This is a genomic window from Propionigenium maris DSM 9537, from assembly GCF_027925155.1.
Classification (GTDB): domain Bacteria; phylum Fusobacteriota; class Fusobacteriia; order Fusobacteriales; family Fusobacteriaceae; genus Propionigenium; species Propionigenium maris.
This window is the reverse complement of sequence record NZ_BSDY01000043.1, coordinates 1-17,160: the sequence shown is the minus strand read 5'-3', so window position 1 is coordinate 17,160 and position 17,160 is coordinate 1. Positions and strand designations below refer to the sequence as shown.

Genomic DNA, 17,160 nt, shown 5'->3' with positions numbered 1-17,160 from the left:
AATATATTTTAAATCACTTTCGTGATTATACACCTAATTATTGGTTGCGAATTGATTAAAAAATCATTTCGTCTTTCTGACTTATCTTCTCTATTTAATTGCTAATGTCCTTTGACTCGTTCGCTTCAGTTTCCCTCGCGGACAAGATATATAATATCACTATTACGATAAAAGGTCAATACTTTTTTAAGGTTTCTTATATTTTTTTTATCTTTACCATCCTTTTCTATGTTTGAACCCACAATTAAAAACAAAGTTACCATCTTTTTAGACATCAAAAACCTATGGAACTTTTAAAGCATATTAAAATTATTGCATTAAGTTATAGCGTCTAAAACCCTTCTGAGTAATCTACATAAAAAAAGGAGACCCTTTGGGTCTCCAAATCTTATATAATTAGCACTCTGCGTCGAAGTTAAACTTTGCAAGTCCACCTGTAGATGTCTCTTTATAAGCACACTTAAGGTCTGCTCCAGTTTCTTTCATAGTAATTACTACCTGGTCAAATGATACAGTATGCTTTCCATCTGTATATAGAGAGTAGTTAGCTGAGTCTAGTGCTCTAACTGCTGCTGCTGCGTTTCTCTCGATACATGGGATCTGTACATATCCACCTACTGGGTCACAAGTAAGTCCTAGGTGGTGCTCAAGAGCCATCTCTGCTGCGTACTCTATCTGCTCTAGTGATCCACCAAGTAGGAATGCTGACATTCCAGCTGCCATAGAACATGCCGCTCCAACTTCAGCCTGACATCCACCCTCTGCTCCTGAGATAGTTGCGTTTTCCTTGATTAGGTTTCCAATAAGACCTGCTACTGCTAGCCCCTTTAGAACCTCTTCCTTGCTTAGGTTGTACTCTTCCTTTAGAGCGTAAAGAAGTCCTGGAATTACTCCAGCTGCACCACATGTTGGAGCAGTTACTACTCTTCCTCCTCCACCGTTCTCCTCAGATACTGCTAGTGTGTAAGCAAATATTCTTCCTAGGAATCCGTTTCTAGACTGATCTCTTCTAGCTTTTCTGTAGAAAGATTGAGCTTTTCTTGGGTACTTGATAGTTCCTGGAAGTACTCCAGTCTTAGAAAGACCAGTTTCTACTGCCTGCTCCATAGCTTCCCAGATTCTCTCAAGGAATGGCCAGATCGAAGAATCTTCACACTCTTCTACATACTGCCAGATTTCCTTTCTGTTCTTTCCACACCATTCCATTACCTGTTCCATATTTGTCAGAGGGTATACTGAGTTAGCTCCACCTCTCTGCTCACCTTCAGATACGATAGTTCCTCCACCAACAGAGAATACTGTCCAGTCAGCTATTTCGTTTCCGTCTGCATCTAGTGCGATGAACTTCATTCCGTTTGTGTGGAACTCATGTACAAATTCAGGCATCCATACAATTTCTGTGTTTAGAGGTTTTAGAGTCTCAATAATTATCCAGTCAGTAAGGTGACCCTTTCCAGTTGCCGCTAGTGATCCATATAGCTCTACCTTAAAGCTTGCTGCATTTGAGTTTTCTGCCTTAAATCTCTTAGCTGCTCTCTCTGGTCCCATAGTGTGCGAACTTGAAGGTCCATTTCCAATCTTAAATAATTCTCTTAACGAATCCATTCTTCCTCCTTATTGAGTCTTTCAACTCTATATTCTTATAATATTTTTAATTTTTTTTCATTTTAATGAAGTCTGTACCACATAATACCATTATAGTCAAAAAATGTCTATTGATATATGGTTTTTTTACTTTTTTTTCCAAAAAACTTTAAAAAAGTACACTTTATTATTTAAATTTTATCAATAAAATAGCCTTCGAGACCCCAACTCAACCAAATATCAGTTGAAATATTCAAAATTCTGAAAAAGTCAGATCATTATTTCATCCCTTCAACTTTTTCTCCTCTACCATACTTTTCCATAAAAAATTAAATTTGTAAACAGCTCCCTTTGAGAAACACCTATAAAGTTTTTATTCTGATTTTTCTCTCTTAAAACTTCTGATTTCTGGTTTAATTCCTCCAATAAATTTACCTCCAAAAAAAGCCTGCAGCTTTAATAGCTGCAGGCATAGGGTCAATTACTGTCTGATCTCTCCATTATATCTCTTCTTTATTGTTCCTAGTATCTTTTCTATTGCTCCTGTAATCTCCTTCTCCTCAAGAGTTCCAGTTGCCTTTCTCATAGATACCTGTACAGCTACAGATTTCTTTCCTTCCTCTACTCTCTCTCCAACATAAACATCAAATAGTTCTACGTTCTCGATAATGTTAGAAGATTTCTTGATATCTGCTACCATGTTTCCTACAAGTACATCTGCATCCACAAGGATAGCAAGGTCTCTGGTTACTTCAGGGAACTTTACAATTCTCTCATACTTGATTCCAGACTTTCCGTACTTTAGAATCTTAGCTACATCTAGCTCAGCTACATATGCTCTTTCCTTCTTAATTCCCATGTTTTCAGCTACATCTGGGTGGATCTCTCCAAATGTTCCCACAATATCTTTTCCCATCTTGATGTCTGCTGATCTTCCTGGATGGAATGTAGGGTTCTCACTTCTAGCTAACTGGAATCTGTTCATTCCCATTAACCCTAGGAAGTTTTCTACATATCCCTTAAGGTCGTAGAAGTCATATGCCTCTGGTTTTGCATCCCAAAGATCCTTAGAAGCTCTTCCAGCAAGGGCGATAGCTACCTTTAGCTCCTCATTAGCAAGCTCCTCTGCTGGTGTGAATGTTCTGGAAACCTCAAACAGGTTCAGATCAAACTGGTTTCTGTTGAAGTTGTCCCTTACATTTGAAAGAAGGCTGTAGATAAGAGTTGGTCTCATCACAGTCATATCCTCATTTAGAGGGTTTTTAATAGAGATAGTCTCAGCCTCTACCTTCACCTTATCAAGAGCGTTTACTGGGATAAAGCTGTAGTTGATTACTTCCTGAAGTCCAAGCTCCACTAGAGCTCCCTTCATGTTTTCCACAACCATAGTCTCTTCATCCTTGTTACCAGCTTCGATATTTGCAACTGGCATCTTGTCCTCTATATTCTCAAAACCATACATTCTGATAACTTCCTCATATAGGTCAGCTGTTCTTGTAAGGTCTCCTCTGTAACTTGGAGGGCATACAGTTACGATATTTCCTGCAGATGTCTTTATCTCAAGTCCCAGGTTTCTAAGGATCTCTCCTACCTCTTCAAGGGTTATCTCCTTTCCTACAAACTTGTTCAGCTTGCCAAGGTCTAGAGTTACCTCTCTCTCCTCAAACTTTTCAATATACTTATCTGCGTTTCCGTTTAGGATCTCTCCCCCTGCAACTTCCTTCATAAGGCTTGCAGCTCTGTTGATTACCTCTTCAGAGTTGTCTCTGTCTATTCCTCTCTCAAATCTGTAAGATGAATCAGATGAAAGTCCTAAAGCTTTAGATGTTTTTCTGATATTTTCCGGTGTAAAGTAAGCTACCTCTAGAAGAAGATCTGTAGTTTCTTCATCTACCTGAGTATTTTCTCCACCCATGATTCCTGCTATAGCCACTGCCTTTTCCTCATCAGCTATTACAAGCTCCTTGTTATTAAGCTCTCTCTCCTCACCGTCAAGCGTTACTATCTTCTCTCCAGCTTCAGCTTCTCTTATAATAATCTTGTTTCCAGAAAGCTTCTGAAGGTCGAAAGCGTGCATAGGGTGGTTGTACTCAAACATTACAAAGTTTGTTACGTCTACTATATTATTTATAGGTCTAAGTCCGATAGCTCTAAGCCTCTTCTTTAGCCACTCTGGAGACTCTCCTACCTTTACATTCTTAAGAACTCTCGCAGTATATCTCTTACATCTGTCCTTATCCTGGATATCTACTGTAACATTGTCAGATGTAGGCTCGATTACCTCCTCCAACTCATACTTAGGATACTTTACCTTTCTTCCATAGTATGCAGCTACCTCTCTAGCGATACCAACGTGAGACAGACAGTCTGGTCTGTTTGGAGTAATCTCCAGCTCAAAGATTGTGTCGTCTAGCCCCATATACTTTCTGTACTCAGTTCCAACTGGTGCATCCTCTGGAAGGATGATGATACCATCTGCATCCTCTCCTATTCCCAGCTCTACCTCTGAACAAAGCATTCCAAAGGACTCTACCCCTCTTACCTTAGCTTTTTTAATCTTGAAGTCTCCAGGAAGTATAGCTCCAATCTTAGCTACTACTACCTTGTCTCCCTCCTTGTGATTAGGCGCTCCACAGATAATCTGTAGAGGTTCTGCATCTCCTGCATCTACCTTTAGAAGAGATAGCTTCTCAGAATCAGGGTGCTTTCCATACTCCACAACCTGACCTACTACTACGTGGTCAAGGTGTGCTCCCTGAACCTCTATAGCCTCTACCTCCTGACCTATCATAGTCAGTGTATTTTCAAGCTCCTTTATATTTTCATCAATATCTACGTATTGTTTTAACCAGTCTAATGAAATTAACATTGCTTCCTCCAATAATCTTTCAATTAATCTATTTTTCTATAGAAATCTATCTTACTTAAACTGTCTCAGGAATCTCATATCATTTTCGAAGAAAGCTCTTAAATCATCGATTCCATGTCTTAACATTGTAATTCTCTCGATACCCATACCAAAGGCAAATCCAGTAACCTCATTTGAATCGTAACCTACAGCCTTTAATACCTCTGGGTCTACCATTCCGCATCCCATGATCTCTAGCCATCCGCTGTCCTTACATAGTCTGCATCCCTTACCCTTACAGATTACACATTCTACATCCATCTCAGCTGATGGTTCTGTGAATGGGAAGAAGTGCGGTCTAAACCTTACATTAGTATCTCCGAATACCTTCTTAACAAACTCTGTCAGGATAGCCTTAAGGTTGGCAAATGAGATCTCCTCTCCTACCATAAGTCCCTCCATCTGGTGGAACATCGGAGTGTGAGATACATCATAGTCACTTCTGTAAACCTTTCCTGGACATACCATTCTAAATGGTGCTTTTCTCTCCTTCATATATCTTATCTGTACTGGAGATGTGTGTGTTCTAAGAACTACATCGTCAGCCATGTAGAATGTATCCTGAAGATCCCTTGAAGGATGGTTCTCAGGTATATTTAGTGCATCAAAGTTGTATGAAGTTTTCTCAATTTCAGGACCCTCTGCTACGTCAAACCCCATCTCTATAAAGATATTCTTTAGGAATTCCATCGTCTCAGTAATTGGGTGGTATCTTCCTACAGAAACCTTTCTTCCTGGAAGAGTTATATCGATAACCTCCTCCTTAAGCTTCTCCTGCTTCTCCTTCTCCTTTACCTCAGTCATCTTAGACTCTAGAGCTTCAGTAATAAAGTCTCTCACTTCATTGGCAAGCTGACCGATTACAGGTCTCTCCTCCTTAGAAAGGTCTCTCATACCCTTCATTATATCTGTGAGCTCACCCTTTTTTCCCAAGATCTTTACTCTTAGCTCATCAAGTTCTTTCAAAGAGTTAGCATTTGAAATAGCTTCTCTTGAACTATTTTTCAGTCCCTCTATTCTGTCCTTCATCTTTCCTCCTGCGTATACTATATAATAATACTTTTTTCATAGGTCTATAAAATAAAAGGGAAGGAAGCAAGACCAGGCTCACTACCCTTCTCTAATTTATTCATATAAATTTCTTAATTCTATATCTATCTTTTCCCTCTGGATATCCACTATCCCGTAGAATCCGTCCTTCAGGGCACCTGGATTAAAAAGGGTAGGTTTTCCCTCCTCTAAGTATGGTATGTGGGTGTGTCCAAATACCACCAGGTCCACATCCTGATTTTCTCCCTCTTTCCTGATGAGGTCATAACCGGATTTTACTCCGTAGTAGTGTCCGTGGGCCAGTAAAATACTCTTTCCCTCCACTTCCACCTTCAGGATATCTTCATGTTTTGTATCATAGTAGTCACAGTTTCCCCTCACTATATAATACTCCGCTTCCTCCTTTAAAAAGGACAGGTCCTCTACATCTGTACTATGATCTCCAGCACAAAACACTATCTGAGGCTGCTCCCTTTCATAGACATTTAGCAGATTCTGAAAGTTTCCATGACTATCTGTTACTACCAGTATCTTCATTTTTGCTTCCCTTCTATGCTATAAATATGGAAATTTTTAGATTTTCAATAAGCTTTACTCCTGCATGACCAGTTATCTTTTCAAGGATATATGAGTGGGTGAGATCTCCCATTATAAGGATTCCGCAGTTCTCTGCTGCTTTTTCTATCTCCTCATACTCATCTCCCTCTACCTCTCTCTCTCTGATCACTTTGTTGCTTCCCTTGAGGTATTCCTTCAGGCTGTCATCCTCTTCCTGCTCCAGTCCCACTGAAACAGAGCCAAACTCAGTTACATCATCAAAAATACTCATGAACCTGAAGAAGCTCTTATTTATTCTGAAGCTCTTATCGTTGGCAAGGAGTGCGCAGTCCAGATCGATAGGTTTTTCTCCTACAATAATTAGAGGTTTATAGTGGTACTTAAGGAGTTCCTTTAGATCTGCTGAGATCCTTCCGCCCTTTCCTACTATAAGCATATCATATGCCTTGAGCTCCTCTAGAGCTGTATCCGGGGTGATCCCCTCTCTTATTACTAGATCCTCTGAAGCAAAGTCAGCTAGGGTTTCCTTGAGCTTTTCTATCTGCTCATTTTCAAACCTGTCCCACTCCTCTACTATATATCTAGAGGACGGATCGATTACTAATCCTTCCACTGAAGGAGGTATTATCTCATGCTTTCTTACATCTTTTACATAGAGACCCTTGACCTCACAATTGTATCTTTCCTTGAGCCTCTTCCCAGTTTCCAGGAGCTGCTCTGTATTTAGTTCATTTCCAAAAAGTATCAACACTCTTCTTAGCATAATATCACCATCCTGATTTTAGATAGAAACGCTACAAAACTAAATACCTTCTAGGTATTTTAGCACACTAATGCTTATTTTTTAAATGTTTTTTTGCTAGATATAATACCCCAATGAATGACTGTAAATCTTCCATCTATTATCTATTCTTCTTAAAATAAACGTTATTTCCTCTGAAGTTTTGCTTAAAATCTCCTCCACCACCACTTCAAAATCCCCCTCCTGAAGCTTATTTGAAGAGCTTGTCTGATTTCTCTGCCACGCCTCATTGGCAGTTATTATTCTCCTGCCCCTTATCTTATACTGAATTTCAGGTAGGGGTTTCTGCAGATCAATTTGAGGGTCCACTACAAAGAGTTCATTCAAAAACTTCTCATCTCCCCTTTTTATTGCCCTGTAGTATTCATCTATAACCCTCTCTGGAGATTCATAGACCTCTGCTAATATATTTCCCCTTTCATCCCTTCCAACATAGATGTTGCTGCACCCTATTATGTACATGGACAATAATAATAGTATTAATATCTTTTTCACTGCCTTCCCCCTAAACACCCTTGCTTAATCTTATTTTACTTCTATATTTAAAATAATGGAAGGAACTTTCGTCCCTTCCATTCCTTGTTAATTGGATTCGTTAGTTCCCTCTAGATTCTCTTCATCTAGAACTCTTTCCTCCATATTCATCTTTACCTTGATTATAGCCACTAGCTCCTCATCTTCCTCTACTCTCATTACTCTTACTCCCTGAGTAGCTCTTCCGATGAGAGATATAGTTTCTACTGGAGTTCTTATTACAACTCCGCTTGAAGTGATAGCCATAACCTCTTCATCTTCACTTACAGATTTTACCGCTACAATCTCTCCCGTCTTACTGCTGCATCTTGTGTTGATTACACCCTTACCAGCTCTCGACTGTAGAGGATACTCCTCTGTTCTTGTTCTCTTTCCATATCCGTTTTCAGTTACAGTCAGGATAGTTACATCCTTTCTCTTGATTACTACAGCTGAAACTACTTCGTCTCCGTCCTTAAGGGTAATTCCCTTTACTCCTGTAGTAGCTCTTCCCATACTTCTGACATTGTCGTGTGGGAACTTGATAGACTGTCCCTTCTTAGTAGCGATGAAGATCTCATCTTCCGGAGAGTCGATAAGTCCTACGTGGATAAGGTCATCTCCCTCCTTAAGCTTTATCGCTCTAAGCCCGGATCTGTTAAGGTTCTTGAACTCGCTCAGGTTGGTCTTCTTTACTGTTCCTACTCTTGTAGCAAAGAATACCTCGTGAGTTTCGCTGAAGTCCCTTGTCTTTATGATAGCTCTAACCTTCTCTCCCTCTTCTAGGTTGATAAGGTTTGTTATAAGCTTTCCTCTTGCCTGCTTAGATGACTCTGGGATCTCATATACCTTCAGGTTGTATACCTTTCCTCCATCTGTAAAGATCATCAGAGTATCCAGATTAGAAGCAGCATACATATTTTCTACAAAGTCACCCTCTGTAGTATTCTGTGTAGATACTCCCTTTCCGCCTCTCTTCTGAGCTTTGTACTTGTTGAGATCCATTCTCTTAACATAACCTTTATTTGTAAGGGTTACGATTACCTTCTCATCCTTTATAAGGTCCTCTGGATTGATCTCAAGTCTGGATTCCTCGATGGCAGTTCTTCTGTCGTCTGAATACTTTTCCTTCAGCTCAACAGACTCCTCCTTGATTATATCGTATACTCTGCTCTCACTGCTAAGGATAGCCTTAAGCTCAGAGATTGTATCCATAAGAGCTGCATACTCATTTTCTATCTTATCTCTTTCAAGACCAGTCAGTCTCTGTAATCTCATATCCAGGATAGCCTTAGCCTGAGCTTCTGAGAAGTTATAGTTCTGAACTAACTCCTCCCTTGCCTCGTGAGCATCCTTGGCTCCTCTTATTGTCGCTATCACTCTGTCGATGTTTCCAAGAGCAATTCTGAATCCTTCTAAGATGTGAGCTCTCTTTTCAGCCTTTTCAAGCTCAAACTTAGTTCTTCTTGTGATTACATCAAATCTATGGTTGATGTAGTGGTTTAGGATCTCCTTAAGGTTTAGTACCTTAGGTACATTGTTTACTAGAGCCAGAAGGATGATTCCAAAGGTATTTTGAAGATCCGTATACTTGTAAAGTTTATTAAGTAAAAGCTCCGGCTCCTCTCCCTTTTTAAGCTCGATTACAACCCTTATTCCCTGTCTTGCAGTTTCATCTCTAAGGTCTGTTATTCCTGTAATCTTCTTTTCCTTAACTAGGTCTGCTATCTTTTCAATAAGTCTTGCCTTATTTACCTGGTATGGTATCTCAGTAATTACAATATTTGACTTACCGTTTTTAAGCTCCTCTATCTCAACCTTACCTCTGACTCTTATTCTACCTCTACCAGTAGTATAAGCGTCGTAGATACCCTTCTTACCGTCGATTATTCCCCCTGTAGGGAAGTCTGGTCCCTGGATATACTGGATAAGATCTTTAGATGAAAATACCTTTACCTTATCTAGAGTTACCTTAGCTGCATTTCTTATATCCTCAAAAACTCCAAGGTTTATATCCTGCTCCCTGTTCTGCTCAAGAAGCTCAGATGAGGCCTTCTCTATTTTAGCTATCAGTCTGAGAGCTTCATCCTCAGTGAACTCCTCCTGAGTGATGTTCTTGATCTTTGCATATATCTTCTGGATATTCTCTATTCTATCCTTATTTTCCTCTGTTATTTCAGGAAGGGAAAGCTCTCCAGCAACAAGGCTTCTCATCTCCTCTACAGTTGTAAGGATAGTTTCACTCTTCTCCTTAAGCTCAACCTTGTGATCTATAAGGGCAAGGGTCCCATCAAGAAGTTCTCCCAGGTTGTGAGGAGGAATGTTTGTTGCCATTCCTACTGCGATACCTGTAGCTCCGTTTAGCAGAAGATTTGGAAGCTTTGCAGGAAGAACAACTGGCTCATCCAGTGAGTCATCGAAGTTCTTTCTGTAGTCGATTGTGTTCTTATCTATATCCTCAAGGAGTTCTCCTGAGATCTTAGCCATTCTTGCTTCCGTATATCTCATTGCTGCCGCTGAATCTCCGTCGATGGATCCGAAGTTTCCGTGTCCGTCGATAAGCTCATATCTGTATGCGAAATCCTGAGCCATTCTTACCATGGTGTTGTATACTGCCGAGTCTCCGTGGGGGTGGTACTTACCCAGTACTTCTCCGACGATTCTTGCAGACTTCTTAAATGGCTTGTCGTGGGTCATTCCCATATCATTCATAGCGTATAATATTCTTCTGTGTACAGGCTTTAGCCCGTCCTTTACATCTGGAAGTGCTCTGCTGACGATTACACTCATGGAGTAATCCAGGTAGGATTCCTTCAGTTCTTCTTCTATATATCTGTTCTCTATATTAGACATCTATTTCCTCCCGAAAAGTGATACTCATTGTTAACTCTATGCAGATAAGTCTCCGGAGCTAAGGAGGTTGCCTCAACTCCGAATCTTCTGATCTCATTAAATATCCAGGTTTTTTACAAACTCTGCATGCTCCTCGATAAACTTCTTTCTAGGGTCTACCTTGTCTCCCATAAGTTTATCAAACAGGATATCTGCTTCTCTTGCATCGTCGATACTTACCTGAAGAAGGGTTCTTGTATCTGGATCCATTGTTGTCTCCCACAGCTGCTCAGGGTTCATCTCTCCCAGACCCTTATATCTCTGAAGGGTGTATCTCTTGTTGTTAGAGTCCAGATCATCTGTGATCTCCTTCAGCTGCTTATCTGTATAAGCGTACTGGATAGATCTTCCAACAGAAACCTTGAATAGTGGCGGCTGTGCTATGTATACGTGCCCCTCGTGGATTAGATCGATCATATATCTGTAGAAGAATGTCAGGATAAGAGTTCTGATGTGAGCACCATCTACATCGGCGTCTGTCATTATGATTATCTTGTGGTATCTCAGCTTCTCAAGATCCATATCGTCTCCGATATTTGCTCCAAAGGCAGTTACCATAGATCTTATCTCTGTGTTCTCAAGGGCTCTGTGAAGTCCAGATTTCTCAACGTTTATGATCTTTCCTCTAAGTGGAAGGATTGCCTGGGTAGCTCTGTCTCTTCCCTGCTTTGCAGATCCACCTGCTGAATCTCCCTCTACTATATAAACTTCTGATTCCTCTGGTTTCTTAGATGAGCAGTCTGCCAGCTTACCAGGAAGTGATCCAACCTCTAGAGCTGATTTTCTCATTACAAGCTCCCTTGCCTTCTTAGCTGCTTCCCTTGCCTTTCTCGACATCATTATCTTGTCCACTACATTCTTAAACTCTGAAGGATTGTCCTCTAGGTGCATCTTCAGGTACTTTCCTACTATTGTAGAAACTACTCCTGTAACCTCTGAGTTACCCAGCTTAGTTTTTGTCTGTCCCTCAAACTGTGGCTCAGGAACCTTTACCGATACTATTGCAGTAAGTCCCTCTCTGATGTCGGATCCCTGGAAGTTTCCGTCCTTGTCCTTCAGGTGTCCCTGGGACTTGGCAACTTCATTTACTACCCTTGTAAGGGCTGTTCTGAATCCACTTACGTGAGTTCCTCCCTCGTGAGTATTGATGTTGTTTACGAAGGAATAGATTGTTTCTCTCTGCTTGATTGTATATAGCAGGGCAACCTCAGCTGTTACTCCGTCAACCTCTCCAGTCATGTAGATAGGCTCCTTTGTAAGCTTGATTGCTTCCTCCTCTACTTCCTTGATGAAGTCTACTATACCTCCGTCAAACTTAAAGACCTCCTGAACGATCTCTTCCTTTCTCAGGTCTGTAAGAACGATCTCCAGCCCCTTAGTAAGGTAAGCCATCTCCTTAAGTCTGTTCTTTAGAGTATCAAAGTCAAAAACAGTGGTTTCAAAGATTGTACCGTCTGCCTTAAATCTTGTTGTTGTTCCTCTCTTATCAGTTTTTCCTAGAGTCTTTACATCCTCATCTGGTTTTCCGATTTTATAACTTTGGTACCACTTCTTTCCCTCCTTGTGAACAGTTACATCCATCCACTCTGAAAGGGCATTTACTACTGAAGCTCCAACTCCGTGAAGTCCTCCAGAAACCTTATAGTTACCTCCGTCAAATTTTCCTCCAGCGTGAAGTACCGTATGAACTATTTCAAGGGCTGATTTCCCGTGCTTAGGGTGGATATCTACAGGAATTCCTCTTCCGTTATCCACAACCTCTATAACATTTTCCTTGTGAATATTAACCTCTATTTTTGTACAGTAACCGGCTAACGCCTCATCCACCGAGTTATCTACAACCTCCCATACCAGATGGTGTAAACCTCTTGCCGTTGTGGATCCTATATACATCCCCGGTCTCTTTCTTACAGCTTCCAAACCTTCCAGAACTGTAATATTTTCTGCTTGATAGTTACTATTACTCATTGCAACCCTCCACTGTTTCTTTTAAATTTCTTTTCCCCTTGTACTTCAACCTATTATATTCATTACCTCTGTCCTGAAAGGATCTTACTACATAGGAGGAAAGATAGAAAAATCTATCTGTTATGATAAGGCTCTTTACCTCTCTTTCTGAAAGGTCTATTACCTTATTCTTATTAACATTAATAAAATCTCTTCCCTCTGGAGATGATATGAACTTTTCATAATCAACTACAGATATTATCTCCTTTAAGGGAATAAAGTAGTTCTTTTCCAAATATATATACATAATCTATACCTCGGCTATCTTTTCCTTCATTACCAACACCAGATTACGGCTTTTGGTAGCTATCTCATATTCATTCCTGTTTCCTGTTTCCAGCCTAAAATAGTTGTAGAGACACTCCACTGCCGCTTCCTCTTTTTTGTCCACAACAAGAAAATAAGCTCTTCTGTATATCTTATCCAGCTTTTTATCTTTATACTTTTTATACTCATCTCTGGTCATTCCAGGGATGGTTTTTTCCATCTCTTCAAAGCTTGCATAGGGATCTTTACTGAAGATCTTAAATACCCTTTCCTCCCTATCCTTCACTTTCTTGTTTTCACATATCCTGCAGAGATCTCCCCTGCTTCTTTCGTGGGGCGTTCCGCAGACTACACACTTTTTGTACCCTCTTTTTAAGAGATACTTCTCCCTCTTCAGAGATTCCTCCTTTAGGTGGATTATCCTCTCCCTCACCTCTGGGTCTGGTATCTCCTCGGAGGATCTTCTGATCTCCTCCATCTCCTCTGGAGTTAGGGATACCTCAATATCTCCGTCCTCCACAACATTGTCCTCGTGGAAGTACTCCTCCAGGGCTATCCTTCCAACCTTAAACCTCATATCCTGCAGATACTCACCCTTTAGGACCTTGTTGGCCCTCTGAAGGTAGTTATTTTTGTTCATATTCATATGCTGTAAAAATACAGGACCCTCCACAAGGGAGTACAGTATTCCCTCTCTGATATAGAGGGGGGTGCTTTTTTTGGCCATCTCTCCCACAACCTCACTCCAACGAGCCTTCAGTATGGATTCCTTGAGCTTTCTGCTCTTAATAACGGCCTCTTCTATTGCATTTTTAACACTCTTTATCTCCATCATGGATATCACCTTTTTCAATAAAAAACTTTTTAGCTTTTATTCCCAGATCCGAAGTTGAACTTATAAATAACTGAATGTCCCTGTGGTTGAAGTAGTTCAGGATATTTTCCTTTCTTATGGAATCAAAGTAGGAGGAAATATCATCTATTATAAAGATAGGGGTATCTCTCTTCTCCTTGATTATCATATCTATCTCTGCCAGTTTCAGGGAAAATACTATGGACTTTTTCTCCCCCTGAGATGCATAGGACTTGGCTTCCCTCTCATTTAGAAGAAAGAGAAAATCATCCTTTTGAGGTCCCACTATTGAGTAGCCATACCTCTTCTCCCGAGAAAAGTTTTTCCTTATCTTCTCCCGGATACCTGATTCCAGCTCCTCTAGAGTAGCCTTCTTCACCTCTCCTAGAAAACAGCTGTATCTCAGGCTGAGCTCCTTTTTTTCATCAAAAAGCTTCCTGTAGTTGAGGTTTAAGAGGATTGAGATATTCTTTACATACTCCAGCCTCTTCTTTAATATTCTGGCCCCCAACCTTATGAACTCCTCCTGATATATCTCGAAGATGGGATCGGTATACTGCTTTTCCTTGAGGTACTTATTTCTAAGTTTTAAAATCTTTGTATAGTTTTTCAGGTCGCTGAAATAATCATAGTTGGACTGGGCAATCTCATAATCAAAAAAAGACCTCCTGATACCCGGGGCCCCAACTATAAGGCTTATATCTTCAGGAATAAAAGATACAGCATTGACCTTCCCGTGAAATCCATCATATTTCACTTTTTTCCTGTTATAGGAATATTCTTTTTTTCCACCAGCTAGTTTTACAGAGATGCTCTTCTCAGAAACTATATCTTCATAAGCTATAAAGGCACCTGTCTTCTGTAAGCCATATCTTATGAGCTCCGAATTCTTAGATGTTCTAAAGCTTTTTCCTGTAGCGGAAAAATATATAGCTTCCAGAATACTTGTTTTTCCCTGACCGTTTTTTCCTAAAAATAAATTAAATTTTCTGTGAAACTTCAGGTTGTTGTCCTTTAGGTTTCTGAAGTTGATGTAATTTATCTCTGAGATTCGCATTTTCTCACCTCAAACCTACTCTACTTTAAAAGTCTGGCCCAGTGCCTCTACTACATCTCCTGGATAAAGCTTTCTTCCTCTTCTTTCCTCTAACTCTCCATTAACCTTTACAATTCCGTCTAGAACCATGTGTTTTGCCATGACACCACTGTCAGCTACTCCAGCCCACTTCAGAAACTGATCTAACTTTATAAACTCACTGCTTATCTTGATAGTCTCCATTTTTACTCCTTTCAAAATACACATTCTATCCCCTAGATGATATCATAATTATAAGTAATTATCAATTTATATAAAATGTACATAGACAATAATAATACACAAAATGTATATAAAAAACTCCCCCTTAATTTAGGGGGAGTGTAGTTAGTCTTCCAGTGCCTGAACCAAATACTTCTTAATGGTATTCAAATATATTGTTTTTGATTTAGATTTCAGAGTAAGCAGAAAGTTTACATCTATACTTTCCCCTTCTGAACACAACTTTAAAGCCTTTTCTTCTATTTTCAGCTTCTGATAATCGTCAAACTTATCAAATTCCAGCAGTGGATCTTTTTGTCTCGCCGGAACTGGTGAATCCATTATATCCTTTACACTGCTTATTGTAGGTTTCTTTAAATTCTTTCTTGCATTCTTTATCTTCTTCTTACTTGTGAGAGGCTTCTCCTTTGCCCCGTGACTAAATAAAGTAAGGTTTTGCTTGGAAGATTTTATAAGTGTCCCTTCCTCTTTCTTTCTCATATTTTTCAATATTCCATTAATATATTGAACTAAAGTGGATTTTATCTCTGTATTAAGCCTCTTATAAAGGCTCTCTAGGATCTCAACAGCAAGTTCATCTCCGTCTTCCCTTGCTATCTTTCTGATCTTATTATCAACCCTCTTGTTCCAAGCTTTTGAAACATAGATATTTCTCTTGGCTTTAAATATCTTTTCTACAACCCCTTCAGAAAGATCATCATATGTATCCACATGCTTCATCTCCATCTTTCTCTTAGGTCTTCTCTTGGTCTCCTGGGGTTTCTTCATTGGTTCCTCTACTATCTCAGCTTCAAGGATTTCCTCTCTTGCAATATTTTTCTTAGTTTCAGACCTTTTCTTAGGCTGCTTATCAGCATCCTCATCCCATACCACTGCACTTGGAAGCGACTTCTTCTTAGTTTCAATAAATGTAGAGATGTGACATGTTCCGTCCTTTTCAGGGTTGAACTTATAGTGGATATAGTAGGTGTCTTCCCTCTTCTCCTCTACAGACTTATACCTCTCTATATAGCCAAGCTCCTTAAGGATATCAAAGGCCTTCTCTATCCTCTTTAACACCTGCTTCATTCTGCTTAAGACATAGATCTTAGATTCACCATTTTTATTCTTTCTTTCAGTGACCTGCTCTGTCTTTAAAGGGATTATCGCTGCAAGGGTTCTAAGGTTTATTACATCCTGACCCTTTTCATATCTTACCTTACTTATATACTTGTATATCCTTCCGGCAATGGGATCCTTGGCCAGTATCTCAAGAAGAGCCTTTGAGTTATATTTGATATATCTCTTATCCTTTATCTTAAGACGGATATTTTTATTTAGGGTTACTCTGTAGTAGACCTTCTTTCCCTTTTTCAGCTTCTGGTAGGTAAGAAGCTTAAACTCCTCATCCTCAAACTTATACTTTCCAAGTTTTGTGTGGTTTGAAACTACAAACTGATACTCTGTATTCTTAAGGTTCTTAAGAGCCTGCTCCACCTTGGAGTAGTAGTTTCTGTTCATCTTGTTTCCTAAGAAGTTAACTATAAAATCTGAAATTTCAAACTCAATATACTCATCTGTGTCATTGGTGTCGGACTTGATCTCATACATGGCAATAAGGTATGTATATATCTTTTCCTCAAAAATAGATGGCTGAAAAACCTTATCCTTTGCATCCTTTGCCACAAGAGTACAGTACATAGTTACTCCCAGATCTTCAAAGGAGTATTGAAAGTTAACCCTCTTGTTTTGCTTTTGCGGAGTAAAGAATGGAAATACTATCATCTCAATGGGAATATTTATTATATTCTCTCTGAGGTTTAGAAAGTTTCCCGTCTCCTTTATTACAACTTCCCTTACTTCTATTTCAGGAAGTTCACTCATCTTGATATCTACTTTTTTTATGTCTTCAAGGAGAGAGCCGCTGGTTGTTATATCGAATTTATCTAACATATCGTCTTTTTTCGCAGACATAGTTCCTCCTAAAATGTCCATTATCAAAAATAAAAAAATCCTTTAGGTTATCTATCATACCATGTTTTTTGTATATGCTCAATAATAAAAAAAGATTTTATTATTTTCTCAACTATGGAATTTTCCACTTTTTAGGGTAGCATTTAAATAAACCTTTGTAAATTGCTTGAGAAGATCAATCTTAGATATTTAACCTAAGAAATTATTATATAATTTTTTATCTAAAAATATGTCCACTATCAAAAATAAAAAATAATAAAGTGCTTCACTCTCTTTGATCTCTTTTTTAATTGTAATTCCTTACAGACTGGTAGATCTTATTTATAAAATTTTAGAGTGTTGCAAAAGTAATTCACAAAAAATTAAAAATCATATCCAATATAGAGTAATAATTGAGTTACCACACAAAATTCTACTCGAAAGGATATGACCAGTAATGTATATACCTCAAACTA

General features: G+C 39.3%; 13 protein-coding genes. All 13 read right to left on the bottom strand.

Going from position 1 to position 17,160, the window contains the following annotated elements; genetic code table 11:
- Positions 1-396: 396 nt before the first annotated feature.
- Positions 397-1,605 (bottom strand): L-serine ammonia-lyase, iron-sulfur-dependent, subunit alpha, encoded by a 1,209-nt coding sequence (locus tag QMG11_RS19455; RefSeq protein WP_281838024.1) that lies wholly within the window; start codon positions 1,603-1,605, stop codon positions 397-399.
- A 460-nt stretch (positions 1,606-2,065) separates the two neighbouring features.
- Positions 2,066-4,453, bottom strand: coding sequence for a phenylalanine--tRNA ligase subunit beta (gene pheT, locus QMG11_RS19450; RefSeq protein ID WP_281838023.1), 2,388 nt, complete (start codon positions 4,451-4,453; stop codon positions 2,066-2,068).
- 51 nt (positions 4,454-4,504) lie between these two features.
- Positions 4,505-5,521: a phenylalanine--tRNA ligase subunit alpha gene (gene pheS / locus QMG11_RS19445; protein WP_281838022.1), complete on the bottom strand. Its 1,017-nt coding sequence runs from the start codon at positions 5,519-5,521 to the stop codon at positions 4,505-4,507.
- 96 nt (positions 5,522-5,617) lie between these two features.
- Entirely contained in the window at positions 5,618-6,079 is a 462-nt protein-coding gene (locus QMG11_RS19440) for a metallophosphoesterase family protein (protein ID WP_281838020.1), read from the bottom strand.
- A 13-nt stretch (positions 6,080-6,092) separates the two neighbouring features.
- Positions 6,093-6,863, bottom strand: a complete 771-nt coding sequence (locus tag QMG11_RS19435; protein ID WP_281838018.1) for a putative universal stress family protein — start codon at positions 6,861-6,863, stop codon at positions 6,093-6,095.
- Positions 6,864-6,959: 96 nt separating this feature from the next.
- The gene (locus QMG11_RS19430) at positions 6,960-7,397 is read right to left on the bottom strand and encodes a hypothetical protein (protein ID WP_281838016.1); all 438 of its coding nucleotides are present in this window, start codon (positions 7,395-7,397) and stop codon (positions 6,960-6,962) included.
- Positions 7,398-7,484: 87 nt separating this feature from the next.
- Complete coding sequence (locus QMG11_RS19425) at positions 7,485-10,268, bottom strand: DNA gyrase subunit A (protein ID WP_281838014.1); 2,784 nt, start codon at positions 10,266-10,268, stop codon at positions 7,485-7,487.
- A 96-nt stretch (positions 10,269-10,364) separates the two neighbouring features.
- Complete coding sequence (gene gyrB / locus QMG11_RS19420) at positions 10,365-12,275, bottom strand: DNA topoisomerase (ATP-hydrolyzing) subunit B (protein WP_281838013.1); 1,911 nt, start codon at positions 12,273-12,275, stop codon at positions 10,365-10,367.
- Positions 12,268-12,561 carry an extracellular matrix regulator RemB gene (remB, locus tag QMG11_RS19415; protein ID WP_281838011.1) on the bottom strand — a complete coding sequence of 98 codons (294 nt, stop codon included), beginning with the start codon at positions 12,559-12,561 and terminating at the stop codon, positions 12,268-12,270. Before remB ends, gyrB begins: the two co-directional genes overlap by 8 nt.
- 3 nt (positions 12,562-12,564) lie before the next feature.
- The gene (locus QMG11_RS19410) at positions 12,565-13,416 is read right to left on the bottom strand and encodes a DciA family protein (protein ID WP_281838010.1); all 852 of its coding nucleotides are present in this window, start codon (positions 13,414-13,416) and stop codon (positions 12,565-12,567) included.
- Positions 13,394-14,491, bottom strand: coding sequence for a DNA replication/repair protein RecF (gene recF / locus QMG11_RS19405; protein ID WP_281838009.1), 1,098 nt, complete (start codon positions 14,489-14,491; stop codon positions 13,394-13,396). The genes QMG11_RS19410 and recF overlap by 23 nt, the downstream gene beginning before the upstream one ends.
- A gap of 15 nt (positions 14,492-14,506) precedes the next feature.
- The gene (yaaA, locus tag QMG11_RS19400) at positions 14,507-14,713 is read right to left on the bottom strand and encodes a S4 domain-containing protein YaaA (protein WP_373877244.1); all 207 of its coding nucleotides are present in this window, start codon (positions 14,711-14,713) and stop codon (positions 14,507-14,509) included.
- A gap of 144 nt (positions 14,714-14,857) precedes the next feature.
- Positions 14,858-16,705, bottom strand: a complete 1,848-nt coding sequence (locus QMG11_RS19395; RefSeq protein ID WP_281838008.1) for a replication initiator protein A — start codon at positions 16,703-16,705, stop codon at positions 14,858-14,860.
- Positions 16,706-17,160: the final 455 nt, after the last annotated feature.

What these genes read in the sequence shown, in the direction of transcription:
- remB (WP_281838011.1), bottom strand. Translation starts at nt 12,561, where the DNA reads ATGTATATATATTTGGAAAAGAACTACTTTATTCCCTTAAAGGAGATA.
- gyrB (WP_281838013.1), bottom strand. Translation starts at nt 12,275, where the DNA reads ATGAGTAATAGTAACTATCAAGCAGAAAATATTACAGTTCTGGAAGGT.
- QMG11_RS19425 (WP_281838014.1), bottom strand. Translation starts at nt 10,268, where the DNA reads ATGTCTAATATAGAGAACAGATATATAGAAGAAGAACTGAAGGAATCC.
- recF (WP_281838009.1), bottom strand. Translation starts at nt 14,491, where the DNA reads ATGCGAATCTCAGAGATAAATTACATCAACTTCAGAAACCTAAAGGAC.
- QMG11_RS19410 (WP_281838010.1), bottom strand. Translation starts at nt 13,416, where the DNA reads ATGATGGAGATAAAGAGTGTTAAAAATGCAATAGAAGAGGCCGTTATT.
- pheS (WP_281838022.1), bottom strand. Translation starts at nt 5,521, where the DNA reads ATGAAGGACAGAATAGAGGGACTGAAAAATAGTTCAAGAGAAGCTATT.
- QMG11_RS19440 (WP_281838020.1), bottom strand. Translation starts at nt 6,079, where the DNA reads ATGAAGATACTGGTAGTAACAGATAGTCATGGAAACTTTCAGAATCTG.
- yaaA (WP_373877244.1), bottom strand. Translation starts at nt 14,713, where the DNA reads ATGGAGACTATCAAGATAAGCAGTGAGTTTATAAAGTTAGATCAGTTT.
- QMG11_RS19455 (WP_281838024.1), bottom strand. Translation starts at nt 1,605, where the DNA reads ATGGATTCGTTAAGAGAATTATTTAAGATTGGAAATGGACCTTCAAGT.
- QMG11_RS19395 (WP_281838008.1), bottom strand. Translation starts at nt 16,705, where the DNA reads ATGTCTGCGAAAAAAGACGATATGTTAGATAAATTCGATATAACAACC.
- QMG11_RS19435 (WP_281838018.1), bottom strand. Translation starts at nt 6,863, where the DNA reads ATGCTAAGAAGAGTGTTGATACTTTTTGGAAATGAACTAAATACAGAG.
- pheT (WP_281838023.1), bottom strand. Translation starts at nt 4,453, where the DNA reads ATGTTAATTTCATTAGACTGGTTAAAACAATACGTAGATATTGATGAA.